Source organism: Pseudomonas sp. CBS (assembly GCF_024734645.1).
In the GTDB taxonomy this organism is placed as follows: domain Bacteria; phylum Pseudomonadota; class Gammaproteobacteria; order Pseudomonadales; family Pseudomonadaceae; genus Aquipseudomonas.
The window spans coordinates 5,144,269-5,171,000 of sequence record NZ_CP102929.1; the positions used below are offsets into that span (position 1 = coordinate 5,144,269).

The following is a 26,732-nucleotide window of genomic DNA, read 5'->3' on the forward strand; positions in this document are numbered from 1 at the left end:
GCGGTGAGCATCCGCGATCGTCGTGCAAGCGATGAGTGAACTAAGGTGTAACGAAACGTTAGCGGCGCGGTGCAGTCTGTACCCCATCAATAACGGATTCGCCGCGTTCAAAAGGCCTGCAATGCTCACATCTATCAAGCAAGAAAAATTCATGCTGCTGGCGCTGATTGCCGCCATCGCCGCTTACCCGCTGGAGCACTGGATGCTGGGCAGCGGGCAGATGGTGGCGCTGCTCAGCGGCATCGCGCTGATCGGCTTTATCGTCGTGGCCTCGATGCGCGTGGCCCATCACGCCGAGCAACTGGCGGAAAAGGTTGGCGATCCCTACGGCACCATGATCCTGACCCTCGCCGCCGTGTTGGTGGAAGTGGTGATCCTGGCGATCATGATGAGTAACGAGCCGTCGCCGACCCTGGTGCGCGACACTATTTATTCGGCGGTGATGCTCGATATCAACGGCATCCTCGGCCTGGCTGCACTGATGGGCGGGATCAAGCATGGCGAACAGTCCTACAACGACGATTCGGCACGCACCTACAGCGTGATGATTCTTACCGCCATGGGCGTGTCGATGGTGGTGCCGGAATTTATCCCCGAGGCCGATTGGAAAATTTACTCGGCCTTCACCATTGGCGCGATGGTGGTGCTGTACACGTTGTTCCTGCGGATGCAGGTGGGGCCTCACAGTTATTTCTTCAGCTACAGCTACCCGGAAAAACGTCGTAAGAAACAGCCGGAAGAAGAGTCGCCGCCGATCAGCCTGGCGTTTTCCATCGGGACTTTGGTGTTTGGCGTGATCGTGATTGGCGCGTTGGCTGAGGTGATGTCCAAGACCCTCGACCTGGGCCTGGAAGGAACGGGGGCTCCGCCGGTGATCACGGCGATCATCGTGGCGGCGATTTCCGCTGCGCCGGAGATTTTGACCGCGTTGCGCGCGGCGCTGGCCAACCGCATGCAGTCGGTGGTGAATATTGCGCTGGGTGCGTCGCTGTCGACGGTGATCCTGACAGTGCCGGTGATGGAAGCCATGGCCTTGTACACCGGCCAACCGTTTCAGATGGCAATGACGCCGGTGCAGACGGTGATGGTGTTTATCACGCTGATTGTCAGTGCGATCAACCTCAACGATGGCGAAACCAATGCCATCGAAGGGATGACCCATTTTGTGTTGTTTGCGACGTTTATCATGCTGTCGCTGTTGGGGTTGTAACCGATCCTGAACACACCGCAGAAATAATTGTGGAAACCGGGCTTGTGTGGGAGCGGGCTTGCTCGCGAATACGGAGTGTCAGTCGCCAGATATGTTGACTGACCCAACGCTTTCGCGAGCAAGCCCGCTCCCACATTTCTATGGTTTTTCTTCAGTTAAGCCCGGTTGATCAGTTCCCGCGCCGCCTGGCTGTGATCGGCAATCAAACCTTTCAAATCAAGGCCCTCAACCTGCCCGTCGATCACCCGCCATTTGCCGCCGACCATCACCCGGTCCGCGCGGTCGGCGCCGCACAGTAGCAGGGCCGAGATCGGGTCGTGGCTGCCGGAAAAGCGCAGCTCATCCAGTTTGAACAACGCAAGGTCGGCCTGTTTGCCTACGGCCAGTTCGCCGATATCGCTGCGGCCGAGTAACTGTGCTGAGCCTTTCGTCGCCCAACCCAGCACCAGCTCCGGGGTGATCTTCTCCGCCCCGTAACGCAGGCGCTGGATGTACAGGGCCTGGCGCGTTTCCAGGATCATGTTCGACGCATCATTGGACGCCGAACCGTCCACGCCCAGGCCAATGGGGGCGCCGGCGGCAAGCAGGTCGAGGGTCGGGCAAATTCCCGAAGCCAGGCGCATGTTGGAACTCGGGCAATGGCAGATCCCCGTTCCGGCCGCACCGAGGCGCGCGATTTCTTCCGGGTTGAAGTGAATCCCATGGGCCAGCCACGTGCGCGGGCCGAGCCAACCGACGCTGTCGAGGTAATCCACAGTGCGCAGGCCGAAACGCTGCAGACAGAAGTCTTCTTCGTCGAGGGTTTCTGCCAGGTGGGTGTGCAGGCGCACGTCGAGGTTGTTGGCCAGTTCGGCGCTGGCTTCCATGATTTCCGGGGTGACGGAAAACGGTGAGCAGGGCGCCAGGGCGATCTGGATTTGCGCGCCGTCGCCGCGCTCGTGGTACTGGCGGATCAGACGGCGGCTGTCTTCCAGAATCACTTCGCCCTGTTGCACGGTTTGCTGCGGTGGCAGCCCGCCGTCCGCTTCACCCAGGCTCATGGAACCGCGAGTCAGCATGGCGCGCATGCCCAGTTCGCGCACGCTGTCGACTTGTACGTCGATTGCGTTTTCCAGGCCATCCGGGAACAGGTAGTGATGGTCTGCCGCTGTGGTGCAGCCTGAGAGCAGCAATTCAGCCAGGGCCACTTTGCTCGCCAGGGCGAGTTTTTCCGGGGTGAGTCGGGCCCAGACCGGGTACAGGGTTTTCAACCAGGGAAAGAGCGGCTGGTTAACCACCGGCGCCCAGGCGCGGGTCAGGGTTTGATAAAAGTGATGATGGGTGTTGATGAGTCCAGGAAGGACAACATGCTCGCGGGCATCGAATACTTGTCCACAGGGCACGGCGGGTTCTTGGCCCCAGCCCAGCACTTCGGTGATCACACCGTCTTGCAGCACCAGGCCACCACGGGCGTCGAGGCCATTGGCAGTGAAAATCGCGAGGGGGTTTTTTAACCAGATACGGGTCGCAGGCATTGGCCGGCTCCTCTGAATGATGGGTTCAGGTTTGCCAGCTCAGTGTTGCCCTGTCTGCTGATCCAGGGTCGCCGGGAAGGGCGAGGTGCGCAGTTTACGTGTGGATCGTTATCGACGGCAATCGGCCGATAACGATCCCGGGTTGTTTACCAGGCGATGGTGTCGCCTTTGTAGTCCACAAAGTGATGGCCGCCCTTGCCGCTGTAGGCATTCACCTGATCGATCAGGCCGCGCACGCTGGTAGGCACATCGATGTGTGCGTTTTCGCCGCCCATGTCGGTTTTCACCCAGCCCGGGTGCAACGACAGCACGGTCAATTTCTGATCACCCAACTGGGTAACGAAACTATTGGTCATGGAGTTGAGGGCGGCCTTGCTGGCTTTGTAGAGCGCCAGGTCCGAGCCGTCGGGGATGGTCACGCTGCCGAGGATCGAACTCATGAAGGCCAGCACGCCGGTATCCGGGCGGATCTGCCCGACAAAACGCTGGGCCAGGTTGATCGGTGCCACGGCGTTGGTGAAGAACAGTTGGCCGACTTCAGCCAGGGTGGCGTGGCCCGGTTCCTGATTGGCCGGGCCTTTGACGCCGGCGTTGACGAACAGCAGATCGAAGGTTTTTGCCTTGAGGCGCTGGCTCAGGGCGATCACGGCCTGTTGGTCATCCATGTCGAGCTTTTCGATCTGCACCGGGCCCAGGGCTTTCAAGGCATCGGCCTTTTGCGGATCGCGCACGGTGGCGGTCACGTCCCAGCCGTCCGCCAGCAGTTGCTTGGCCAGGCCAAGGCCCAGGCCCCGGGAGGCGCCGATAATCAGTGCGGTTTTTGAAGTGGACATGAATGGCTTCCTTTGACGATGGAGGTTCACGGGTTCAGTGGACAACGCTGGCCGAGCCTTTGCTGCAACTCCTGGCGCAGTTGGTCGAGTTCGGCGATGCGGGTTTCGATCAGGCTGAGCTTGTCTTGCAGCAGTTGGGTCACGGCGCTGTCGGGGTCTGGAGCTTGCCATAGTGCGCCGACGCTGTTGCCGATTTCACCCAGGCTGAAGCCCAGGCGCTGGGCGGTCTTGATGTACAGCACCAACTGCACCATGTCGGCGGGATAGTCACGGTAACCGTTGGCACTGCGTTGCGCGGCAATCAACCCGCGTTGTTCGTAGAAGCGCAGGGTGTCGCGGCTGACCTGGCTGGCCTGGGCTAATTCGCCTATACGCATGCAGAGGGCTCGAAGGGGCTTGACCCTGGAGCATACTCCAGGCTTTAGCGTGCTGGCTTCTTGAATTGAAGGAGCTTGCTGCTATGTGGACTGCACATCAATACCGTCAACTGGTTCGGGCCAGCGGCTGGTACGACTTGATCGTCACCGCGGCGCTGGTCACCCCCTGGACCTTTTTTCTGCTGCACAACGCCCTGGTGGCGTTGAATCTGCCCGGCGAACTGCCGCCGTTCGCGCCTGTGCATATGTTGATGGCCAACCTGATGGGCTCGATCGTGTGCGTGTGGTCGGTACTGCGAATCCGCGACCCGCAAGCGATATTTGGCCGTTATGACGCGGCCGGCCGGGTGTTATTTGCCACTTGGCAAATTTACGCGCTGGCCCACGGCGCAAGTCTAGTGCTGGTGATTGTCGTGGTGTTTGAAGTGCTGTGGGCGGTGGCGCAGTTGATGCCGGTGCGCCGGGCGGCAAGTTGATCAAAAAATGCTCAGTTACGCCCGGGCGTTGCGGGCTCTGCTGCCGGCTCACTCTTGCACGGGTTATCCACAGGTTGCTCCACAGTAATTGTGCGCAAGCGTGATCGGTGGATATAAGCGCTGCGGCCCTTTGTTCTAAAGGACATAACCCGCCTAACTGACTGTTTTTGAGCCGGATTAATACTTTAGTGTGGCGGGCTGAGCAAAAACTGAACAACTGCCTGAAACCCTTGTGACAGAAGGGTTACAGGCGAGTGTGCTCAGGTTATCCACAGGCAGGTGCACAGCAGATGTGGGCAGTTTCAGCGCTCTAGCAGGATGCGCCCGCGGCTCAGGTCGGCGAGCTGGGTTTGCAAGGTGTCGATATGCGCTTCGCCGAGGGCCAGTTGCAGGTCGACGCCATTGGCGGTGAAGGTTTCTTCCATCACCAGCCCGCCCAGTTCGGCCACTCGCAGTTTCACCAACTGCAGCTCGGCAAAACCACAGGAGCAACTCAGTGGCACACGTTTGATCAGCTCGACGCGTTCGGCCGCTTGCAGGCACTTGTTGGCGCCGCCGCCATAGGCCCGGGCCAGGCCGCCGGTGCCCAGCTGGATGCCGCCGTACCAGCGGATCACCAGCACCACGACTTGGTCGCAGTCCTGCGCTTCAATCGCGGCCAGGATCGGGCGCCCGGCCGTGCCGCCGGGCTCGCCGTCATCGTTACTGCGGTATTGATCGCCGAGTTTCCAGGCCCAGCAGTTGTGCGTGGCGTTCAGGTCGCTGTGCTGGTCGATGAAGGCCTGGGCGTCCTGGGGGCTGCTGATGGGGGCGGCGAGGGTAATGAAGCGGCTTTTGCGAATTTCTTCGCGAAACTCGCAAAAGCCGGTAAGCGTGAAAGGCATGGGTAACTTCGTTTAGAGGGCCGGCTTGATGCCACAGCCTTTGAGAATGATGTGGATAAGGTTGGTGCCAGCTTCTTCCATGTCCTGCTTGGTCAGCTTGGTACGCCCAGTCACGCGGCAGATTTGCGTGGCAAAGTCGGCGTAGTGCTGGGTGCTGCCCCACAGCAGGAAGATCAAGTGCACGGGGTCGATGGGGTCCATCTTGCCGGCGTCGATCCAGGCCTGGAATACCGCCGCACGGCCGCTGAACCAGGCGCGGTAGTCCTGGCTGAAATATTCGGTCAGGCATTCGCCGCCACTGATGATCTCCATCGCAAAGATCCGCGAGGCTTGTGGCTGGCGCCGGGAGAATTCCATCTTGGTGCGGATGTAGCGGGTCAGGGCCGCAGCCGGGTCATCCTCGGCGGTCAGGGTGTTGAAGGTGCTGTCCCAGAGTTCGAGGATGTTACTGAGCACGGCAATGTACAGGCCCAGCTTGTTGGTGAAGTAGTAGTGCAAGTTGGCTTTCGGCAACCCGGCACTCGCCGCGATGGTGTTCATGCTGGTGCCTTTGTAGCCATGACGGGCGAACTCGTCTTCGGCAGCCTGCAGAATCGCTTGTTCGTTCTTTTGCCGAATGCGGCTTGCAGGTTTTCCGGCGTGGTTGCTGTGGGCAGGAACTTCGAGGCTCATGGAGGTTTCCGTGCAGATCGATGAATACGACGTGTGCACAGATAACCCACCCTCAAGCCCCAGACAAGTCCCGATACGATAAAACCGTCAAAGCGGCTCCAGAGTGTCGCTTTCCAGGGCCCGGTTTGCGGCATCCGGGGTGGCCTTGGGTTCGGGCAGTAACAGGCACAACACAATGGCGGTCAGACCGCCGCTGGTGATGGCGGAGTCGAACAGGTTCTGCACCAGCGTTGGCATCAGGTGCAGCAGGTTCGGCTGGGCCGCGATTCCGAGGCCGACGCCGAACGAGGTGGCGATGATCAGCATGCTGCGCCGGTCCAGCGGGGCCTGGGCGAGGATGCGCACGCCGGCGGCGGCCACGCTGCCGAACATCACCAGGGTTGCACCGCCCAGCACCGGTTTGGGGATTTGTTGCAGCACCGCGCCAATCAGCGGAAACAGCCCGAGGCAAAACAGCACCACGCCGATGTACAGGCCAACGTAACGGCTGGCGACGCCCGTCAGTTGGATCACCCCGTTGTTTTGGGCGAAGGTCGTGTTGGGAAAGGCGCTGAAGGTGGCGGCGATCATGCAACTGATGCCGTCCCCCAGCACGCCGCCCTTGAGCCGGCTTATATAGGAAGGGCCGCTGATGGGTTGGCGGGCGATCATGCAATTGGCGGTGAGGTCGCCGACGGTTTCGATGGTGCTGATCAGATAAATCAGCGCCACCGGTAGGAAAGCGCTCCAGTCGAAGTTGAAACCGAAATGGAACGGTGTGGGCAGACTGATCAACGGCAAGTCAGGCAGGGCTTGGGGCACCAGTTTGCCGCTGAACCAGGCGGCGAGGCTGCCCAATGCCAGGCCGATGATGATGGCGCTGAGGCGAACCCATGGGATGTTCGAGCGGTTGAGCAGGATGATGGTCATTACCACGAACACACCAAGTGCCAGGTTGGTCGGGGCGCCGAAGTCCGGGGCGTTGAAGCCGCCGCCCAGGTCGGTGATGCCTACCTTGATCAGGCTGATGCCAATCAGGGTGATGACGATGCCGGTGACCAAAGGCGTGATCACTCTTCTCAGTTGGCCGATAAAGCGGCTCAACACCACCTGCACTGCCGCGCCGAAGAAGCACACGCCAAAGATCATCGCCAGGATGTCTTCCGGGCTGCCGCCGCGTTGCTTGACCAGGAAACCTGCCGACAACACCGCACCGAGAAACGCGAAGCTGGTGCCCTGCAGGCAAATCATCCCGGCGCCAATACCAAAAGGCCTACGCGCCTGGATGAAGGTACCTACACCTGAAACCATCAATGCCATGCTGATCAGGTAAGGCAGGTGGGCGGTCAGGCCCAGGGTAGAGCCGATGATCAGCGGCGGGGTGATGATGCCGACAAACGCGGCCAGTACATGCTGCAACGCAGCAAGCAAGGCGGGCAAAGGTTTGGGCCGATCATTGAGGCCGTAGATCAGGTCGCTGGGGTTTTCGGATTCTGGCGGCATGGTGGGGAGCTCATGGCTGATGGTTCGAGATCCCCTTGCCTTGCAAAAAGCTGTCCAGTTGCTCAGGTTTTTCTGTAAGGCCCGTGTTAGCGCGTTGCGGCCAGACTTTCGAGAAAACTTTCCAGCACCAAATGAGGGCGGCGGCCCTTGCGCGTGACCGAAGCGAGGCTCAAATCGTAAAAACGTGTAGCCGGTTTCAGCGCACGCAGTCGGCCTTGTTGTACCCACAGGCTGGCGTAGTGGTCGGGCAGGTAGCCGATGTAGCGGCCGGTCAGGATCAGGAAGGCCATGCCCTCGCGGTCCGAGGCGCTGGCGGTGCAGTTGAGTGCCTGGTAGTGCGCCTGGATATCGGCGGGCAGGCGGAAGGTCGGGGCGATGGCGTCCTGGCTGTTGATGCGGTCGTCGTCCAGTTGCTTGTCGTCGGCGTAAAACAGCGGGTGGCCGACTGCGCAGTAGAGCAGCGAGCGTTCGCTGTACAGCGGCTGGTATTCAAGCCCCGACAGGGCGCTGGCCTGGGGGACTACGCCGACGTGCAGGCGGCCGTCGAGCACACCTTGTTCGACTTCATTGGGGGCGATCATGCGGATCTGGATCTGTACGTCCGGGCCGCGCTCCTTCAACTGTGCCAACGCGTGGGTGATGCGCATGTGGGGCAGGGTGACCAGATTGTCGGTCAGGCCGATGATCAGTTCGCCACGCAAGTGTTGGTGCAGGCCGTTTACCTCGGTGCGGAAACTTTCCAGGGCGCTGAGCAACTGCAACGCCGACTGGTACACCTCGCGCCCTTCCTCGGTCAGGGAAAAACCTGCGCGCCCGCGTTGGCACAGGCGCAGGCCGAGGCGTTGCTCAAGATCACTCATTTGCTGGCTGATGGCCGAGCGACCAATCCCCAGAACGGTTTCCGCCGCCGAGAAGCCACCGCACTCCACCACGCTGCGAAAGATGCGCAACAGGCGGATATCGAAGTCGCTGACTTGGGCCAGAGGGTCGGGTCGACGGCTGCTCATAGTTTAGTGAAGGCCTGACTGAAGGTTAGAAGAGTTGGATTTCACCGACTTTATCCCCGTGGCAATTTAGCTGCAACAACGCTTTTCAAATCCCTACGCTGCCTTTCGCCTTGCGAGGTTTTGCTCATGAACATGCCCGAAAACGCTCCGTCCACCCTGGCCAGCCAACTGAAGCTGGACGCGCACTGGATGCCGTACACCGCCAACCGCAACTTCCATCGTGACCCGCGCCTGATCGTGGCGGCCGAAGGCAGCTGGTTGACCGATGACAAGGGGCGCAAGGTGTATGACTCGCTGTCGGGTCTGTGGACCTGCGGCGCTGGGCACACTCGCAAGGAAATCCAGGAAGCGGTCTCCAAGCAGCTGGGTACGTTGGACTACTCGCCGGGCTTCCAATACGGTCATCCGTTGTCGTTCCAACTGGCAGAAAAGATTACCGACCTGACCCCGGGTAACCTGAACCACGTGTTCTTCACGGACTCCGGTTCCGAGTGTGCCGATACCGCCGTGAAGATGGTGCGTGCGTACTGGCGCTTGAAGGGCCAAGCGACCAAGACCAAGATGATCGGCCGTGCCCGTGGTTATCACGGTGTGAACATCGCCGGTACCAGCTTGGGCGGCGTCAACGGCAACCGTAAGATCTTTGGTCAGGCGATGATGGATGTTGACCATCTGCCTCACACCCTGTTGGCGAGCAATGCGTTCTCCCGTGGCATGCCGGAGTTGGGCGGTATTGCCTTGGCGGATGAGCTGCTCAAGCTGATCGAGTTGCACGATGCGTCGAACATCGCCGCAGTGTTTGTTGAACCGATGGCGGGCTCTGCTGGCGTGCTGGTTCCGCCGCAGGGTTACCTGAAGCGTCTGCGTGAGATCTGCGATCAACACAACATCCTGTTGGTGTTCGACGAAGTGATCACCGGCTTCGGTCGTACCGGTTCGATGTTTGGTGCCGACAGTTTCGGTGTGACTCCGGACCTGATGTGCATTGCCAAGCAAGTCACCAACGGCGCGATTCCGATGGGCGCGGTGATTGCCAGCACCGAGATTTATCAGACGTTCATGAACCAGGCGACGCCTGAGTACGCGGTGGAATTCCCACACGGTTACACCTACTCGGCTCACCCGGTGGCTTGCGCGGCCGGCCTGGCGGCACTCGACCTGCTGCAGAAGGAAAACCTGGTGCAGAGCGTGGCCGAAGTCGCACCGCATTTCGAGAATGCGCTGCACGGCCTGAAGGGCAGCAAGAACGTGATCGACATTCGTAACTACGGCTTGGCCGGGGCGATCCAGATTGCCCCGCGTGACGGTGATGCGATTGTGCGTCCGTTCGAAGCCGGCATGGCTTTGTGGAAAGCCGGCTTCTACGTGCGCTTTGGCGGCGACACCTTGCAGTTCGGGCCAACCTTCAACAGCAAGCCGCAGGACCTGGATCGCTTGTTCGATGCGGTCGGCGAAGTGCTGAACAAGATCGACTGATTTCTCCTTCTATATAGAACAACTTTTCAGGAGCCCTGCATGAGCCTCATCCAGCATTTGATCAACGGCCAACTGGTGACCGAGAACGGTCGCACGGCTGACGTGTACAACCCATCGACTGGCCAGGTGATTCACCAGGTGCCGTTGGCCAGCCGCGAAACCATTCAAAGCGCCATCGACTCGGCCAAGGCGGCCTTCCCGGCCTGGCGCAACACGCCACCGGCCAAGCGTGCCCAGGTGATGTTCCGTTTCAAGCAATTGCTGGAGCAGAACGAAGCGCGTATCTCCCAACTGATCAGCGAAGAGCACGGCAAGACTCTGGAAGATGCGGCGGGCGAACTGAAGCGCGGGATCGAGAACGTTGAGTATGCGTGCTCTGCGCCGGAGATCCTCAAGGGTGAGTACAGCCGTAACGTTGGCCCGAACATTGACGCATGGTCTGACTTCCAGCCGTTGGGTGTGGTGGCCGGTATTACGCCATTCAACTTCCCGGCGATGGTGCCGTTGTGGATGTACCCGCTGGCGATCGTCTGCGGCAATTGCTTCATCCTCAAGCCGTCGGAACGTGATCCAAGTTCTACGCTGCTGATTGCGCAACTATTGCAGGAAGCGGGCTTGCCTAAAGGTGTGCTGAGCGTGGTGCACGGCGACAAAGGCGCGGTGGATGCGCTGATTGAAGCGCCGGAAGTCAAAGCGTTGAGCTTTGTGGGTTCGACTCCGATTGCCGAGTACATCTATTCGGAAGCGACCAAGCGCGGCAAGCGTGTGCAGGCGTTGGGCGGGGCGAAGAACCATGCGGTGCTGATGCCGGATGCGGACCTGGATAACGCGGTCAGCGCCTTGATGGGTGCGGCGTATGGTTCGTGCGGTGAGCGTTGCATGGCGATCTCTGTTGCGGTGTGTGTCGGCGATCAGGTGGCGGATGCGTTGATTGCCAAGTTGGTACCGCAGGTCAAGGCGCTGAAGATTGGTGCGGGCACCACGTGTGGATTGGACATGGGGCCGCTGGTGACCGGCCAGGCGCGGGATAAAGTCAGTGGCTATATAGAAGACGGTGTGGCTTCAGGCGCTGAGTTGGTGGTCGACGGTCGTGGGTTGAGTGTTGCAGGCCATGAAGAAGGTTTCTTCCTGGGTGGTAGCTTGTTCGATCGCGTGACCCCAGAGATGCGCATCTATAAAGAAGAGATCTTCGGGCCGGTGCTGTGTGTAGTTCGGGTGAGCAGCCTGGAAGCGGCTATGCAACTGATCAATGATCACGAATATGGCAACGGTACCTGCATCTTCACCCGTGACGGTGAAGCGGCGCGGTTGTTCTGTGACGAGATCGAAGTGGGCATGGTTGGCGTCAACGTGCCGTTACCGGTGCCGGTGGCGTATCACAGTTTTGGTGGCTGGAAGCGTTCGCTGTTTGGCGACTTGCATGCTTATGGGCCGGATGGGGTGCGTTTCTACACCCGTCGCAAGGCGATTACCCAGCGCTGGCCGCAGCGGGCCAGTCATGAGGCGTCGCAGTTTGCCTTTCCTAGCTTGTAAGTTCGGTCAGTAGAAGGCCGGCCCCTTGGGGCCGGCCTTTGCTTTTCAGGGCTTTTTTGACCGATATGACAGTATTGTGAAAAAAGGTGTTGACGGCAGATTCTGGAAGTCTATAATTCGCCCCACTTCCGGCGCAGTCGAAACGGAAAACTCCTTGGTAAACAAAGAGTTATGTAGGTTTCGACAGCGAGCTGCTTCAGATCATCGAAGCCCAGAAGGAGTTAATAAGGCGGTGTTGTTTAGCCCTATTAACGGTTCGATCTTCTCGGTCGAAAGCGGAGAAAAAGAGGTGTTGACAGCAGCGTGTAACGCTGTAGAATTCGCCTCCCGCTAACGAGAGATCGGAAGCGCAAGTGGTTGAAGTTACAAAGGAAACTTTGAAAGCTTCTTAAAAAAACCGCTTGACAGCAACAGAGGCTGCTGTAGAATGCGCGCCTCGGTTGAGACGAAAGATCTTAACCAACCGCTCTTTAACAACTGAATCAAGCAATTCGTGTGGGTGCTTGTGGAGTCAGACTGATAGTCAACAAGATTATCAGCATCACAAGTTACTCCGCGAGAAATCAAAGATGTAACCAACGATTGCTGAGCCAAGTTTAGGGTTTCTTAAAAACCCAAAGATGTTTGAACTGAAGAGTTTGATCATGGCTCAGATTGAACGCTGGCGGCAGGCCTAACACATGCAAGTCGAGCGGTAGAGAGAAGCTTGCTTCTCTTGAGAGCGGCGGACGGGTGAGTAATGCCTAGGAATCTGCCTGGTAGTGGGGGATAACGTTCGGAAACGGACGCTAATACCGCATACGTCCTACGGGAGAAAGCAGGGGACCTTCGGGCCTTGCGCTATCAGATGAGCCTAGGTCGGATTAGCTAGTTGGTGGGGTAATGGCTCACCAAGGCGACGATCCGTAACTGGTCTGAGAGGATGATCAGTCACACTGGAACTGAGACACGGTCCAGACTCCTACGGGAGGCAGCAGTGGGGAATATTGGACAATGGGCGAAAGCCTGATCCAGCCATGCCGCGTGTGTGAAGAAGGTCTTCGGATTGTAAAGCACTTTAAGTTGGGAGGAAGGGCAGTAAATTAATACTTTGCTGTTTTGACGTTACCGACAGAATAAGCACCGGCTAACTCTGTGCCAGCAGCCGCGGTAATACAGAGGGTGCAAGCGTTAATCGGAATTACTGGGCGTAAAGCGCGCGTAGGTGGTTCGTTAAGTTGGATGTGAAATCCCCGGGCTCAACCTGGGAACTGCATTCAAAACTGACGAGCTAGAGTATGGTAGAGGGTGGTGGAATTTCCTGTGTAGCGGTGAAATGCGTAGATATAGGAAGGAACACCAGTGGCGAAGGCGACCACCTGGACTGATACTGACACTGAGGTGCGAAAGCGTGGGGAGCAAACAGGATTAGATACCCTGGTAGTCCACGCCGTAAACGATGTCAACTAGCCGTTGGGAGCCTTGAGCTCTTAGTGGCGCAGCTAACGCATTAAGTTGACCGCCTGGGGAGTACGGCCGCAAGGTTAAAACTCAAATGAATTGACGGGGGCCCGCACAAGCGGTGGAGCATGTGGTTTAATTCGAAGCAACGCGAAGAACCTTACCAGGCCTTGACATCCAATGAACTTTCTAGAGATAGATTGGTGCCTTCGGGAACATTGAGACAGGTGCTGCATGGCTGTCGTCAGCTCGTGTCGTGAGATGTTGGGTTAAGTCCCGTAACGAGCGCAACCCTTGTCCTTAGTTACCAGCACGTAATGGTGGGCACTCTAAGGAGACTGCCGGTGACAAACCGGAGGAAGGTGGGGATGACGTCAAGTCATCATGGCCCTTACGGCCTGGGCTACACACGTGCTACAATGGTCGGTACAGAGGGTTGCCAAGCCGCGAGGTGGAGCTAATCCCAGAAAACCGATCGTAGTCCGGATCGCAGTCTGCAACTCGACTGCGTGAAGTCGGAATCGCTAGTAATCGCGAATCAGAATGTCGCGGTGAATACGTTCCCGGGCCTTGTACACACCGCCCGTCACACCATGGGAGTGGGTTGCACCAGAAGTAGCTAGTCTAACCTTCGGGAGGACGGTTACCACGGTGTGATTCATGACTGGGGTGAAGTCGTAACAAGGTAGCCGTAGGGGAACCTGCGGCTGGATCACCTCCTTAATCGACGACATCAGCTGCTCCATAAGTTCCCACACGAATTGCTTGATTCATTGAAGAAGACGATAAGAAGCAGCCCGAAATTGGGTCTGTAGCTCAGTTGGTTAGAGCGCACCCCTGATAAGGGTGAGGTCGGCAGTTCGAATCTGCCCAGACCCACCAATTTTGTGTGGGAAACGCCTGTAGAAATACGGGGCCATAGCTCAGCTGGGAGAGCGCCTGCCTTGCACGCAGGAGGTCAACGGTTCGATCCCGTTTGGCTCCACCACTACTGCTTCTACGTTATGAAAGCTTAGAAATGAGCATTCCATCGTTGTGATGGTGAATGTTGATTTCTAGTCTTTGATTAGATCGTTCTTTAAAAATTTGGGTATGTGATAGAAAGATAGACTGAACGTTACTTTCACTGGTAACGGATCAGGCTAAGGTAAAATTTGTAAGTAATTGCGAATTTTCGGCGAATGTCGTCTTCACAGTATAACCAGATTGCTTGGGGTTATATGGTCAAGTGAAGAAGCGCATACGGTGGATGCCTTGGCAGTCAGAGGCGATGAAAGACGTGGTAGCCTGCGAAAAGCTTCGGGGAGTCGGCAAACAGACTTTGATCCGGAGATGTCTGAATGGGGGAACCCAGCCATCATAAGATGGTTACCTTACACTGAATACATAGGTGTATGGAGCGAACCAGGGGAACTGAAACATCTAAGTACCCTGAGGAAAAGAAATCAACCGAGATTCCCTTAGTAGTGGCGAGCGAACGGGGACTAGCCCTTAAGTGGCTTTGAGATTAGCGGAACGCTCTGGAAAGTGCGGCCATAGTGGGTGATAGCCCTGTACGCGAAAATCTCTTAGTCATGAAATCGAGTAGGACGGAGCACGAGAAACTTTGTCTGAATATGGGGGGACCATCCTCCAAGGCTAAATACTACTGACTGACCGATAGTGAACTAGTACCGTGAGGGAAAGGCGAAAAGAACCCCGGAGAGGGGAGTGAAATAGATCCTGAAACCGTATGCGTACAAGCAGTGGGAGCAGACTTTGTTCTGTGACTGCGTACCTTTTGTATAATGGGTCAGCGACTTATTTTCAGTGGCGAGCTTAACCGAATAGGGGAGGCGTAGCGAAAGCGAGTCTTAATAGGGCGTCTAGTCGCTGGGAATAGACCCGAAACCGGGCGATCTATCCATGGGCAGGTTGAAGGTTGGGTAACACTAACTGGAGGACCGAACCGACTACCGTTGAAAAGTTAGCGGATGACCTGTGGATCGGAGTGAAAGGCTAATCAAGCTCGGAGATAGCTGGTTCTCCTCGAAAGCTATTTAGGTAGCGCCTCATGTATCACTGTAGGGGGTAGAGCACTGTTTCGGCTAGGGGGTCATCCCGACTTACCAAACCGATGCAAACTCCGAATACCTACAAGTGCCGAGCATGGGAGACACACGGCGGGTGCTAACGTCCGTCGTGAAAAGGGAAACAACCCAGACCGTCAGCTAAGGTCCCAAAGTTATGGTTAAGTGGGAAACGATGTGGGAAGGCTTAGACAGCTAGGAGGTTGGCTTAGAAGCAGCCACCCTTTAAAGAAAGCGTAATAGCTCACTAGTCGAGTCGGCCTGCGCGGAAGATGTAACGGGGCTCAAACCATACACCGAAGCTACGGGTATCACCTTCGGGTGATGCGGTAGAGGAGCGTTCTGTAAGCCTGTGAAGGTGAGTTGAGAAGCTTGCTGGAGGTATCAGAAGTGCGAATGCTGACATGAGTAACGATAATGGGTGTGAAAAACACCCACGCCGAAAGACCAAGGTTTCCTGCGCAACGTTAATCGACGCAGGGTTAGTCGGTCCCTAAGGCGAGGCTGAAAAGCGTAGTCGATGGAAAACAGGTTAATATTCCTGTACTTCTGGTTATTGCGATGGAGGGACGGAGAAGGCTAGGCCAGCTTGGCGTTGGTTGTCCAAGTTTAAGGTGGTAGGCTGGAATCTTAGGTAAATCCGGGATTCTAAGGCCGAGAGCTGATGACGAGTTATCTTTTAGATGACGAAGTGGTTGATGCCATGCTTCCAAGAAAAGCTTCTAAGCTTCAGGTAACCAGGAACCGTACCCCAAACCGACACAGGTGGTTGGGTAGAGAATACCAAGGCGCTTGAGAGAACTCGGGTGAAGGAACTAGGCAAAATGGCACCGTAACTTCGGGAGAAGGTGCGCCGGTGAGGGTGAAGGACTTGCTCCGTAAGCTCATGCCGGTCGAAGATACCAGGCCGCTGCGACTGTTTATTAAAAACACAGCACTCTGCAAACACGAAAGTGGACGTATAGGGTGTGACGCCTGCCCGGTGCCGGAAGGTTAATTGATGGGGTTAGCTAACGCGAAGCTCTTGATCGAAGCCCCGGTAAACGGCGGCCGTAACTATAACGGTCCTAAGGTAGCGAAATTCCTTGTCGGGTAAGTTCCGACCTGCACGAATGGCGTAACGATGGCGGCGCTGTCTCCACCCGAGACTCAGTGAAATTGAAATCGCTGTGAAGATGCAGTGTATCCGCGGCTAGACGGAAAGACCCCGTGAACCTTTACTATAGCTTTGCACTGGACTTTGAATTTGCTTGTGTAGGATAGGTGGGAGGCTTTGAAGCGTGGACGCCAGTTCGCGTGGAGCCAACCTTGAAATACCACCCTGGCAACTTTGAGGTTCTAACTCAGGTCCGTTATCCGGATCGAGGACAGTGTATGGTGGGTAGTTTGACTGGGGCGGTCTCCTCCTAAAGAGTAACGGAGGAGTACGAAGGTGCGCTCAGACCGGTCGGAAATCGGTCGTAGAGTATAAAGGCAAAAGCGCGCTTGACTGCGAGACAGACACGTCGAGCAGGTACGAAAGTAGGTCTTAGTGATCCGGTGGTTCTGTATGGAAGGGCCATCGCTCAACGGATAAAAGGTACTCCGGGGATAACAGGCTGATACCGCCCAAGAGTTCATATCGACGGCGGTGTTTGGCACCTCGATGTCGGCTCATCACATCCTGGGGCTGAAGCCGGTCCCAAGGGTATGGCTGTTCGCCATTTAAAGTGGTACGCGAGCTGGGTTTAGAACGTCGTGAGACAGTTCGGTCCCTATCTGCCGTGGACGTTTGAGATTTGAGAGGGGCTGCTCCTAGTACGAGAGGACCGGAGTGGACGAACCTCTGGTGTTCCGGTTGTCACGCCAGTGGCATTGCCGGGTAGCTATGTTCGGAATAGATAACCGCTGAAAGCATCTAAGCGGGAAACTAGCCTCAAGATGAGATCTCACTGGAACCTTGAGTTCCCTGAAGGGCCGTCGAAGACTACGACGTTGATAGGTTGGGTGTGTAAGCGCTGTGAGGCGTTGAGCTAACCAATACTAATTGCCCGTGAGGCTTGACCATATAACACCCAAGCAATTTGCGTCGAAGAGACCAGATTGCGGTGTGTGAAGACGAAACGAACCGAAAGTTCGAGATACTCACAAAACACCGAAGCTATCACATACCCAATTTGCTGAAGCGAGGCCATCTGGCCACGACTCAGTACCCGAATTTCTTGACGACCATAGAGCATTGGAACCACCTGATCCCATCCCGAACTCAGCAGTGAAACGATGCATCGCCGATGGTAGTGTGGGGTTTCCCCATGTGAGAGTAGGTCATCGTCAAGATTAAATTCCAGAACCCCTGATTGCTAACGCAATCAGGGGTTTTGTTTTGGGCGGTCGGAAAGTATGGCAAGCGCCCCCAAGTGTTCCTCACTTGCAGCCTACGGTTGCCTTCAATGCTAAAGTCCATCCCTCGATTTTGCTTTTCCCAAGGAAGCCGTTATGCCGGATGCGACGTCCCTCAGTGCTGGATTCATGGTGGTTCACGGCAACCGCCTGGATGAGCTGCGCAGCCTGGTTGTCAGTTGGATGCGTCGCTACCCGCTGGCTCCCCTCGAAAACGAAATCGCCCTGGTACAAAGCAACGGCATTGCCCAATGGCTCAAACTGGCGCTGGCTTCAGACCCTGAAGATGACGACATGGGCGGCTGCGGCATCGCTGCCGCTATCGATGTACAACTTCCAGGCAGCTTCATGTGGCAGCTCTATCGCATGGTCCTGGGCAAAGACGAAATCCCGCCCAAGTCCCTGCTCGACAAAGCCCCACTGACCTGGCGTCTCATGCGCCTGCTCCCCGAACTGATCGACCAGCCCCACTTCGAGCCCCTGCAACGCTTCCTGACCCACGACACGGACCTACGCAAACGCTACCAACTGGCAGAGCGCCTCGCCGACCTGTTCGACCAATACCAGGTCTACCGCGCCGACTGGCTGGAAGACTGGGCTGCCGGGCGCCATCAACTACGCAATGGCCGAGGCGAATCCAAACCCCTGAGCCCAGCCAACTGCTGGCAAGCCGAACTATGGCGCGCGCTGCTGCTGGATGTCGGAGAGGAGGGCATGGCCCAGAGTCGCGCCGGCGTTCACCAGCGCTTTATCGAGCGCATCAACACCCTCGAACAAGCGCCCGCCGGCCTACCTTCGCGCGTGATCGTTTTCGGTATTTCGTCATTGCCAGCCCAAGCCTTGGAAGCACTCGCCGGCCTCGCCCGTTTCAGCCAAGTGCTTTTGTGCGTGCACAACCCTTGTCGCCACCACTGGTCCGACATCGTTGCCGATAAAGACCTGCTCCGAAACGAATACAAACGCCAGGCCCGCAAAGCCGGAATGCCGGTCACCATCGACCCGCAAACCCTGCACCAGCACGCCCACCCGTTGCTCGCGGCCTGGGGCAAGCAAGGTCGCGACTACATCAACCTGTTGGACAGCTACGACGACCCCAACAGTTACCGCTCGGCATTCCGCGACGGCCGTATCGACCTGTTCAGCGAGAGCGAGCCCACCACTGTGCTCAACCAGCTCCAGGACGACATCCTCGAACTGCGCCCGCTCAACGAAACCCGCGAACTTTGGCCAAGCGTCGACCTGAAGCGCGACACTTCCATCCGCTTCCATATCGCCCATAGCGCCCAACGCGAAGTAGAAATTCTCCATGACCAGTTACTCCAGCGCTTCAGCGCCGACCCGACGCTACGTCCACGGGACATCATCGTCATGGTCCCCGACGTGGACAGCTACGCGCCGCACATTCGTGCCGTATTCGGCCAACTTGATAGAAGCGACCTACGCTTCATTCCGTTCACGCTCACAGACCAAGGCCAGCGCGGCCGCGACCCGCTGCTGATCGCCGTCGAACACTTGCTCAAGCTCCCCGACAGCCGCTTCCCGGTCAGCGAAATCCTCGACCTGCTCGACGTACCGGCCCTGCGCGAACGCTTCGGCATCAAGGAGCGCGACCTGCCGACCCTGCACCGCTGGATCGAAGGCGCAGGCATCCGCTGGGGCCTCAACGCCGAACAGCGCGCCGGCCTCGGTTTGCCCCAGGAGCTGGAGCAAAACAGCTGGCGTTTCGGCCTGCGCCGCATGCTCCTGGGCTACGCCGTCGGCACGGGCTCTGCCTGCGATGGCATCGAGCCTTATGATGAAATCGGTGGCCTCGACGCCGCCCTGATCGGCCCGCTGGTCGCACTGCTCGACGCACTGCACGACGCCCACCAGGCACTGTCACAACCCGCCGCGCCGACAGAATGGGGCGAGCGCCTGCAAAACCTGATGCAGCTGTTCTTCCTCCCGAGCAACGAGCACGACGACTACCTGTTGGGTCAACTCGAGCAACTGAGAGAAACCTGGCTGGAAACCTGCGAGTCCGTCGGCTTGCACGACGAATTACCCCTGACCGTAGTCCGTGAGGCCTGGCTGGCAGGGCTCGACCAGGGCCGACTGTCCCAACGCTTCCTCGCAGGTGCTGTCAATTTTTGCACCCTGATGCCCATGCGTGCGATCCCGTTCAAACTGGTGTGCCTGCTGGGCATGAACGACGGCGACTACCCGCGCGCGCAACCGCCGCTGGACTTCGACCTGATGGGCAGCGACTACCGCCCAGGTGATCGATCACGCCGCGAAGACGACCGTTACCTGCTGCTCGAAGCCCTGCTCTCGGCCCGCGACCAGCTCTACATCAGCTGGGTTGGCCGCAGCATCCGCGACAACAGCGACCGCCCGGCATCCGTCCTGATCGGCCAGTTGCGAGACCACATCGCCAGCGGTTGGCACACCACCAGCGGTGAACCCCTCTTGGAAGCCACCACCCAGGAACACCCGCTCCAGCCCTTCAGCGCCCGCTACTTCCACGAAGGTGATGAGCTGTTCAGCTACGCCCGGGAATGGCAGTTGCTCCATGCAACAGCGGACAATCTCCCAGATACCGGCAGCCTGGCACCCTACATCCAGGAAGAACCGCTGAGCCTCGGCCAACTGCAGGACTTCCTGCGCAACCCGGTCAAACACTTCTTCAGCCAGCGCCTGAAAGTGTTTTTCGAAGCAGCCGAAGTCCCGCTGGAAGATGAAGAACCCTTCGTCCTCGACGCACTGCAGCGCTACAGCCTGAGCGACAGCCTGCTCGCCGCCGCATTGACCCGGCCCGACAACCTCGACGAAGCCCTCAACGCCCAAGCCCTGCGCCTGCAAGGCAGCGGCTTGTTGCCCATGGTCGGTTTCGGCGAATGCCTGCGCAAAGAACTGATCGAGCCCTTGCCGGATCTGCTGCACCGTTATCAGCAACTCCTGGCTCTCTGGCCAACTCCACACACCAGTGCTGAACCGATCAGTTTTGAGTATCAGGGCATCCAGCTGGAAGGTTGGATCAGCGGCCTGCATCAACGCAGCGACGGCAGCTTTCTAAGTGTCACCGCCATTCCCAACAGCATCGGCTCGATCAAGACCCGCAAGTGGCATCGCCTGATTCGCCCGTGGGTGAACCACCTGGTGGCCTGTGCCTGCGGACTGCCATTAAGCACCGGCCTGGTTGCGAGCGACGACACCCTGCTACTGGCCCCGCTGGAGCAAGCCACCGCTCAGGAGCTCCTCGGCAACCTGCTGCTCGCGTGGAAAACCGGCATGAGCGAACCGCTGCCTATCGCCGTTAAAACAGCGTTCGCCTGGCTCGGCCAAACCGACCCTGCCAAAGCGCAAGCCGCGGCGAGCAAAGCCTATGAAGGCGACGGCCAAACCACCGACGGCGAGCGCCGTGAAAGTCCCGCGCTCAGCCGCCAGTTCCCCGACTACGCCGCCTTGATCGCCAGCGAAGAATTCGAGGGTTGGTGCGAAACTCTGTATCGACCGTTGATCAACGCCCCCTGGCGATCACTCACCAGCGCGGAGGCCAGCGCATGAGCGGCACAAAACCCCTGGCCCTGGCGTTCCCGCTCAAGGGTAGCCAACTGATCGAAGCCAGCGCCGGCACGGGCAAGACGTTCACCATCTCGGCGCTCTACCTGCGTCTGGTACTCGGCCATGGCGGTGACGAGTCGGGCTTTGGCCGCGAGTTGCTGCCGCCGCAAATTCTCGTCGTGACCTTCACTGATGCCGCCACCAAAGAGCTGCGCGAACGTATCCGTATCCGCCTGGCGGAAGCCGCACGTTTTTTCCGTGAAGAAATCGAAGAACCCGATGCACTGATCGCCGAACTGCGCGACCAATACAGCCCCGAACAATGGCCCGGCTGCGCCAATCGCCTGGACATCGCTGCCCAATGGATGGACGAAGCGGCCGTCTCGACCATCCACAGTTGGTGCCAGCGCATGCTGCGCGAACACGCTTTCGACAGCGGCAGCCTGTTCACACAGACCCTGGAAACCGACCACAGCGACCTGCTCGGCGAAGTGCTACGCGACTACTGGCGATTGTTCTGCTACCCGATGCACGACGACGCATTGAACTGGGTGCGCAACAATTGGGGCGGCCCGGCAGCACTGATGCCACGGGTACGCGCGTTGTTCAACAGCGAGCGGCCCACGGATGAAACTCGCGACCCCGCCGAGCTGATCAACGAATGCCTACAAGAACGCCGCCAAGCCCTCGTCGCGCTCAAGGCACCCTGGCAACAATGGGCAGAAGAGTTGCGCAACATTTGCTTGCAGGCCGTCGCTGCCAAAGCCGTCGATGGCCGCAAGATGCAAGCGCGTTATTTCGAGCCCTGGTTCGAAAAGATCAGCGCCTGGGCGGCTGATGAATCTCTTGAGCAACTGGACATCGGCACTGGTTTCACCCGTCTGACGCCAGACGGCATGGCCGAAGCCTGGAAAGGCGAACCACCACGTCATCCGGGTATCGACGCCATGGCCAGTCTCAAGGCCAGCCTCGACGCCCTGCCAACGCCCGATGCCGCCGTGCTGCAACACGCCGCCGGCTGGGTAGGAAAACGCTTCGAAGAAGAAAAACGCCGGCGCGCCGAAATGGGCTTCGACGACATGCTGATCCGCCTCAACGCCGCCCTGCAGGCCGACGGCGGCGAGCGCCTGGCCAGTGTGATCCGCGAGCAGTTCCCGGTCGCTTTGATCGACGAGTTCCAGGATACCGACCCGGTGCAATACAGCATCTTCGACAGCATCTACCGCATCGAAGAAAACCACCTCGACAGCGGCCTGTTCCTGATCGGCGACCCGAAGCAGGCGATCTACGCGTTCCGTGGCGCCGATATCTATACCTACCTGCGCGCGCGCCAATCCACTACTGGCCGCCATCACACTTTGGGCACTAACTTCCGTTCCAGCCACGCCATGGTCGAGGCGGTAAACCATGTGTTCCAGCGCGCCGAAAAAGGCCGCGGCGCGTTCCTGTTCCGCGAACCCGACGGTACGAATCCGGTGCCGTTCCAGTCAGTACTTTCCCAAGGCCGCAAGGAACACCTGCAGGTCAACGGTCAGACGTTGCCCGCACTGAACCTCTGGCACTTGCCTACCGATCAGCCGATCTCCAGCGTGCTCTACCGCCAACAGCTGGCCGCGACCTGTGCCAGCCAAATCGTTGCATTACTCAACGGCGGCCAGCAGGGAGCTGCGGGATTCCTGAGTAAAGACGGTAGCTTCAAGGGCGTGCTGCCGTCAGACATCGCCATCCTGGTGCGCGACGGTAAGGAAGCCCAAGCTGTGCGCGGTGAGTTGGCTGCTCGTGGCGTACGCAGTGTTTACCTGTCTGATAAGGATTCGGTGTTCGCCGCTCAGGAAGCCCACGACCTGCTGGCCTGGCTCAAAGCCTGCGCCGAGCCGGATGTCGAGCGCCCGCTGCGCGCTGCCCTGGCCTGCGTCACCTTGAACCTGTCACTACCCGAATTGGAACGTCTGAACCAGGACGAACTGGCGTGGGAAAAACGCGTGATGCAGTTCCGCGACTACCGCACGATCTGGCGGACTCAAGGTGTGCTGCCGATGCTTCGTCGTCTGTTGCACGACTTCCAATTACCGCAAACCCTGATCACTCGCAGTGATGGCGAACGGGTGCTGACCAACCTGCTGCACCTCTCGGAATTGCTGCAACAGGCGGCCGCGGAGCTGGACGGTGAACAAGCGCTGATTCGCCATCTGGCCGAACATCTCGCGCTCTCTGGTCAGGCCGGTGAAGAGCAGATCCTGCGCCTGGAAAGCGATGAGCAACTGGTCAAAGTGGTGACGATCCACAAATCCAAGGGGCTGGAATACGACCTGGTCTTCCTGCCGTTTATTTGCTCGGCAAAGCCGGTGGACGGCAGCCGCTTGCCGTTGCATTACCACGACGCAAACGGCAAATCCCAAGTCAGCCTCAAGCCCACCGCCGAGTTGATCGCCCAAGCCGATGACGAGCGCCTGGCCGAAGACCTGCGACTGTTTTACGTGGCATTGACCCGGGCCAAACACGCTTGCTGGCTGGGGATCGCAGACCTGAAGCGCGGCAATAACAACAGCTCGGTGTTGCACCTGTCGGCTCTGGGCTACTTGCTCGGCGGCGGTGCTTCGCTGGGCGAGTCCGCCGGCCTGACCCGCTGGCTGCTCGACCTGCAGGAAGGTTGCCCGGCGCTGCATTACTCAGAAATGCCTGAAGCCGATACGGTCGTGTTCCACCCGCCACGCAACGAAGCCACTTTGCTCGCGCCGCTGTTGCCCAAACGCAAGGCCGCAGAAAACTGGTGGATCGCTTCCTACAGCGCCCTGCGTATCGGCGAAAGCATGAGCGCCGCCAGCCTCGAAGCACCGGAAAGCCCACAAGCGCAGAAGCTGTTTGACGACGAACGCCTCGACCCGGATGCCCCGCGCGAAGTGCCGGCTTCCGGTGGAGATATTCACCGTTTCCCACGCGGGCCAAACCCCGGCACCTTCCTCCACGGCTTGCTGGAATGGGCGGGCGGCGAAGGCTTCAAGGTGACTCCGGAGGCCATCGAGGATGCGGTCGCCCGCCGTTGCAACCGACGTGGTTGGGAAGGCTGGATCGGCACCCTCAGCGGCTGGCTCGGGCATCTGTTGCAAGCCCGGCTGCCGCTGGGCAACGGGCAGATGGCCCTCAGCGAGTTGCAGCACTACCAGATCGAAATGGAGTTCTGGTTTGCCAGCCACAAGGTCGACGTCCTCGCACTCGACAAACTGGTGTGCCAGCACACTCACAATGGCGTATCCCGCGTGGCCGCCGAACCGGTGCTGCTAAACGGCATGTTCAAGGGTTTTATCGACCTGACGTTCGAGCACGAAGGCCGGTACTACGTGGCTGACTACAAATCCAATTGGCTTGGTCCCGATGATTCGGCCTACACACAACAGGCCATGGAGCTGTCGATCCTCGATCATCGTTACGACCTGCAATACGTGCTCTACCTGCTGGCTCTGCATCGTCAGCTCAAGGCTCGTCTGCCGGATTACGACTACGACCGTCACGTCGGTGGCGCGTTGTACCTGTTCCTGCGCGGCACCCATTCCGCGAGCCAGGGTGCGTATTTCACCCGACCGCCCCGGGAATTGATCGAAAGCCTGGACCTGCTGTTCCAGGGCAAACCGCTACCTCCCAAGGCCGAGCCCGCCTGGGAACAAGGAGAGCTGCTATGAGCCTGTCGCCGTTACCGCTTGAGGAGTTGACGCCCCTCAGTCGCGCCGCCGACCTGGTGCAATTGCTCGATCTCTGGGTGCAGCGCGGCTGGTTGCGTGCGTTGGATAAAGCCTTCGTCGGCTTCCTCCATGAGCTTGATCCCCAAGCTGATCCTCTGGTGTTGCTGGCCGCAGCCCTGACCAGTCACCAACTGGGCCATGGCCATGTGTGCCTGGACCTGTTCGAAACCCTCAAGGCGCCGGACTTTGCTCTGTCGCTGCCGCCCGAAGGCGATGCGCAAACGGGCGTCATGCTGTTGCCATCGCAATTGCTCGAAGGCCTGGAAGGCGCTCATTGGTGCCATGCCCTGGCCGCCAGTCGCCTGGTGGCACTGGCCGTCGATGGCAGCGAGGACGCGCAAAGCCGGCCACTGGTGCTGTCGGGCAAACGCCTGTATTTGCGCCGCTACTGGACTTATGAGCGGCGCATCGACAGCGCTTTGCGCCTGCGACTTGCCACCCGCGAAAGCGTTGCCGCCGATCTGCCTGAACGCCTGAATCGACTGTTCGACCAGGCCCCGCCGGACGGCGTCGTCGACTGGCAAAAACTCGCCTGCGCCTTGGCTACCCGCGGTGCATTCAGCATCGTCACCGGCGGCCCGGGCACCGGCAAGACCACCACGGTGGTGCGCTTGCTCGCGCTGTTGCAGGCGCCAGCGGTAGAGAGCGGTAGCGCGTTGCGCATCCGCCTGGCAGCACCCACCGGCAAGGCGGCCGCGCGCTTGACCGAGTCCATCAGCCAGCAAGTGCTGTCGCTGAAAGTGCCGGATGCGGTGAAGGAAAAAATCCCGACCCAAGTCACCACCGTTCACCGTTTGCTGGGCAGCCGGCCCGGCACCCGACACTTCCGGCATCACATAGGCAACCCGTTGCCCCTGGATGTGCTGGTGGTAGACGAAGCCTCGATGATCGACCTGGAAATGATGGCCAACCTGCTGGATGCCTTACCTCCCCATGCCCGCCTGGTGCTGCTGGGCGACAAGGACCAGTTGGCTTCGGTTGAAGCCGGTGCGGTGCTGGGTGATTTGTGCCGCGATGCCGAAGCCGGTTTCTACAGCCCGCAAACCCGCCAGTGGCTGCAACAGGTCAGCGGCGAAGACCTCGGCGCCAGCGGCTTGCAGGAAGACCTCGACGGTAGCCACCCCCTGGCGCAACAAGTGGTGATGCTGCGTTACTCGCGGCGTTTCGGCGAAGGCAGCGGCATCGGCCAACTGGCCCGCTGGGTCAACCAGCAAAACCCCGAGCAGGCCCGCAAACTGCTGGCAGCCCGCAGCCATGCCGATCTGTTTTGCGTCAGCCTCAAGGGCGAGCACGACCATGCCCTGGAGCGCCTGGTGCTGGACGGCCATGGTGACGGTGCCCTCGGTTATCGCTATTACCTGAAGCTGCTACAGACCGCGCGTCCGTCCCTCGACACGCCACGGGATGACGAAGCCTGGACGCTCTGGGCGCAAAAGCTGCTGAAAGCCTTCGACGCATTCCAGCTGCTGTGCGCCGTACGCAAGGGCCCGTGGGGTGTCGAGGGTTTGAACCTGCGCATCACCGCCGCGTTGCTCAAGGCCCGGCTGATCGACAGCGATCAGCAGTGGTACGAAGGGCGCCCGGTGTTGATGACCCGCAACGATTACGGCCTGGGCCTGATGAACGGCGACATCGGCATCGCCCTGAAATTGCCCGAAAGCGACGGTGGGCCACAGGTGCTGCGCGTGGCGTTCCCGCGTAACGATGGGCAGGGCGGGGTGCGCTTTGTGCTGCCCAGCCGGCTCAACGATGTGGAAACTGTCTATGCGATGACGGTGCACAAATCCCAAGGCTCTGAATTCACCCACACCGCCCTGATTCTGCCGGATGCCCTGAACCCGGTGCTCACCAAAGAGTTGATCTATACCGGCATCACCCGGGCCAAGGACTGGTTCAGCCTGATCGAACCCCGAGGGGGCGTATTTGAAGAGGCGGTGAGCCGCAAGGTGAAGCGCTTGAGTGGGCTGATGCTGGAACTGGGCACGTGATCGATAAAGAAGCTGACCGATGGGGCATCTAAATTTTCTGATCCAAATGTGTGATTTTTCTTAATAAAATGTCGGAATCCTCCTGGGTGTCGCCTCGGGGGTTTTCCGCCGT

Annotated in this window: 14 protein-coding genes, 2 tRNA genes and 3 rRNA genes; 12 read left to right on the forward strand and 7 right to left on the reverse strand. The window is 58.9% G+C overall.

What is annotated here, in order from left to right:
* Window positions 1-121: 121 nt before the first annotated feature.
* Window positions 122-1,210 (forward strand): calcium:proton antiporter, encoded by a 1,089-nt coding sequence (locus tag NVB75_RS23475; RefSeq protein ID WP_258343558.1) that lies wholly within the window; start codon window positions 122-124, stop codon window positions 1,208-1,210.
* Between the two features lie 155 nt (window positions 1,211-1,365).
* Here the strand turns inward: NVB75_RS23475 and NVB75_RS23480 are convergent, their stop codons facing one another.
* The 3 genes from NVB75_RS23480 to NVB75_RS23490 all read right to left on the reverse strand — a co-directional run bounded on the left by NVB75_RS23480 (window position 1,366) and on the right by NVB75_RS23490 (window position 3,934).
* Entirely contained in the window at window positions 1,366-2,724 is a 1,359-nt protein-coding gene (locus NVB75_RS23480; protein WP_258343560.1) for an 8-oxoguanine deaminase, read from the reverse strand.
* Between the two features lie 146 nt (window positions 2,725-2,870).
* Window positions 2,871-3,557, reverse strand: coding sequence for an SDR family oxidoreductase (locus NVB75_RS23485; protein ID WP_063033282.1), 687 nt, complete (start codon window positions 3,555-3,557; stop codon window positions 2,871-2,873).
* Between the two features lie 26 nt (window positions 3,558-3,583).
* Window positions 3,584-3,934: a MerR family transcriptional regulator gene (locus NVB75_RS23490; RefSeq protein ID WP_258343562.1), complete on the reverse strand. Its 351-nt coding sequence runs from the start codon at window positions 3,932-3,934 to the stop codon at window positions 3,584-3,586.
* 83 nt (window positions 3,935-4,017) lie between these two features.
* Here NVB75_RS23490 and NVB75_RS23495 point away from each other — a divergent pair, with 83 nt between their 5' ends.
* Window positions 4,018-4,410, forward strand: coding sequence for a hypothetical protein (locus NVB75_RS23495; RefSeq protein ID WP_258343563.1), 393 nt, complete (start codon window positions 4,018-4,020; stop codon window positions 4,408-4,410).
* A 302-nt stretch (window positions 4,411-4,712) separates the two neighbouring features.
* Here the strand turns inward: NVB75_RS23495 and NVB75_RS23500 are convergent, their stop codons facing one another.
* From NVB75_RS23500 to NVB75_RS23515, 4 genes are all read right to left on the reverse strand, one after another.
* A complete protein-coding gene (locus tag NVB75_RS23500) occupies window positions 4,713-5,294 on the reverse strand; it encodes a YigZ family protein (RefSeq protein WP_017478475.1) in 582 nt (193 codons plus the stop codon).
* 12 nt (window positions 5,295-5,306) lie between these two features.
* Complete coding sequence (locus NVB75_RS23505) at window positions 5,307-5,966, reverse strand: TetR/AcrR family transcriptional regulator (protein ID WP_258343565.1); 660 nt, start codon at window positions 5,964-5,966, stop codon at window positions 5,307-5,309.
* 87 nt (window positions 5,967-6,053) lie between these two features.
* Window positions 6,054-7,448: a uracil-xanthine permease family protein gene (locus NVB75_RS23510; protein WP_258343566.1), complete on the reverse strand. Its 1,395-nt coding sequence runs from the start codon at window positions 7,446-7,448 to the stop codon at window positions 6,054-6,056.
* Between the two features lie 86 nt (window positions 7,449-7,534).
* Window positions 7,535-8,455: a LysR family transcriptional regulator gene (locus NVB75_RS23515; protein ID WP_258343567.1), complete on the reverse strand. Its 921-nt coding sequence runs from the start codon at window positions 8,453-8,455 to the stop codon at window positions 7,535-7,537.
* Between the two features lie 126 nt (window positions 8,456-8,581).
* Between NVB75_RS23515 and NVB75_RS23520 the strand changes: the two genes are divergently transcribed.
* The 10 genes from NVB75_RS23520 to recD all read left to right on the forward strand — a co-directional run bounded on the left by NVB75_RS23520 (window position 8,582) and on the right by recD (window position 26,620).
* Entirely contained in the window at window positions 8,582-9,931 is a 1,350-nt protein-coding gene (locus NVB75_RS23520) for an aspartate aminotransferase family protein (RefSeq protein WP_063033278.1), read from the forward strand.
* Window positions 9,932-9,970: 39 nt separating this feature from the next.
* Window positions 9,971-11,464 carry a CoA-acylating methylmalonate-semialdehyde dehydrogenase gene (locus NVB75_RS23525; protein ID WP_258343568.1) on the forward strand — a complete coding sequence of 498 codons (1,494 nt, stop codon included), beginning with the start codon at window positions 9,971-9,973 and terminating at the stop codon, window positions 11,462-11,464.
* A gap of 626 nt (window positions 11,465-12,090) precedes the next feature.
* Window positions 12,091-13,627, forward strand: a 16S ribosomal RNA gene (locus NVB75_RS23530).
* Window positions 13,628-13,709: 82 nt separating this feature from the next.
* Window positions 13,710-13,786: transfer RNA gene (locus NVB75_RS23535), tRNA-Ile, on the forward strand.
* A gap of 30 nt (window positions 13,787-13,816) precedes the next feature.
* Window positions 13,817-13,892: transfer RNA gene (locus NVB75_RS23540), tRNA-Ala, on the forward strand.
* A gap of 234 nt (window positions 13,893-14,126) precedes the next feature.
* Window positions 14,127-17,020: ribosomal RNA gene (locus tag NVB75_RS23545) — 23S ribosomal RNA — on the forward strand.
* Window positions 17,021-17,173: 153 nt separating this feature from the next.
* Window positions 17,174-17,289 (forward strand): 5S ribosomal RNA (rrf, locus tag NVB75_RS23550).
* Together the 16S, 23S and 5S rRNA genes with 2 tRNA genes alongside form the textbook arrangement of a ribosomal RNA operon.
* A gap of 159 nt (window positions 17,290-17,448) precedes the next feature.
* Entirely contained in the window at window positions 17,449-20,898 is a 3,450-nt protein-coding gene (recC, locus tag NVB75_RS23555; RefSeq protein ID WP_258343569.1) for an exodeoxyribonuclease V subunit gamma, read from the forward strand.
* A complete protein-coding gene (recB, locus tag NVB75_RS23560; RefSeq protein ID WP_258343570.1) occupies window positions 20,895-24,572 on the forward strand; it encodes an exodeoxyribonuclease V subunit beta in 3,678 nt (1,225 codons plus the stop codon). Before recC ends, recB begins: the two co-directional genes overlap by 4 nt.
* Complete coding sequence (gene recD, locus NVB75_RS23565; protein WP_258343571.1) at window positions 24,569-26,620, forward strand: exodeoxyribonuclease V subunit alpha; 2,052 nt, start codon at window positions 24,569-24,571, stop codon at window positions 26,618-26,620. Before recB ends, recD begins: the two co-directional genes overlap by 4 nt.
* The last annotated feature ends 112 nt before the right edge of the window (window positions 26,621-26,732 follow it).

Bases quoted from the DNA above. Each gene is read 5' to 3' on its own strand.
- NVB75_RS23475 (WP_258343558.1), top strand. From the start codon at position 122: ATGCTCACATCTATCAAGCAAGAAAAATTCATGCTGCTGGCGCTGATT.
- NVB75_RS23480 (WP_258343560.1), bottom strand. From the start codon at position 2,724: ATGCCTGCGACCCGTATCTGGTTAAAAAACCCCCTCGCGATTTTCACT.
- NVB75_RS23485 (WP_063033282.1), bottom strand. From the start codon at position 3,557: ATGTCCACTTCAAAAACCGCACTGATTATCGGCGCCTCCCGGGGCCTG.
- NVB75_RS23490 (WP_258343562.1), bottom strand. From the start codon at position 3,934: ATGCGTATAGGCGAATTAGCCCAGGCCAGCCAGGTCAGCCGCGACACC.
- NVB75_RS23495 (WP_258343563.1), top strand. From the start codon at position 4,018: ATGTGGACTGCACATCAATACCGTCAACTGGTTCGGGCCAGCGGCTGG.
- NVB75_RS23500 (WP_017478475.1), bottom strand. From the start codon at position 5,294: ATGCCTTTCACGCTTACCGGCTTTTGCGAGTTTCGCGAAGAAATTCGC.
- NVB75_RS23505 (WP_258343565.1), bottom strand. From the start codon at position 5,966: ATGAGCCTCGAAGTTCCTGCCCACAGCAACCACGCCGGAAAACCTGCA.
- NVB75_RS23510 (WP_258343566.1), bottom strand. From the start codon at position 7,448: ATGCCGCCAGAATCCGAAAACCCCAGCGACCTGATCTACGGCCTCAAT.
- NVB75_RS23515 (WP_258343567.1), bottom strand. From the start codon at position 8,455: ATGAGCAGCCGTCGACCCGACCCTCTGGCCCAAGTCAGCGACTTCGAT.
- NVB75_RS23520 (WP_063033278.1), top strand. From the start codon at position 8,582: ATGAACATGCCCGAAAACGCTCCGTCCACCCTGGCCAGCCAACTGAAG.
- NVB75_RS23525 (WP_258343568.1), top strand. From the start codon at position 9,971: ATGAGCCTCATCCAGCATTTGATCAACGGCCAACTGGTGACCGAGAAC.
- recC (WP_258343569.1), top strand. From the start codon at position 17,449: ATGCCGGATGCGACGTCCCTCAGTGCTGGATTCATGGTGGTTCACGGC.
- recB (WP_258343570.1), top strand. From the start codon at position 20,895: ATGAGCGGCACAAAACCCCTGGCCCTGGCGTTCCCGCTCAAGGGTAGC.
- recD (WP_258343571.1), top strand. From the start codon at position 24,569: ATGAGCCTGTCGCCGTTACCGCTTGAGGAGTTGACGCCCCTCAGTCGC.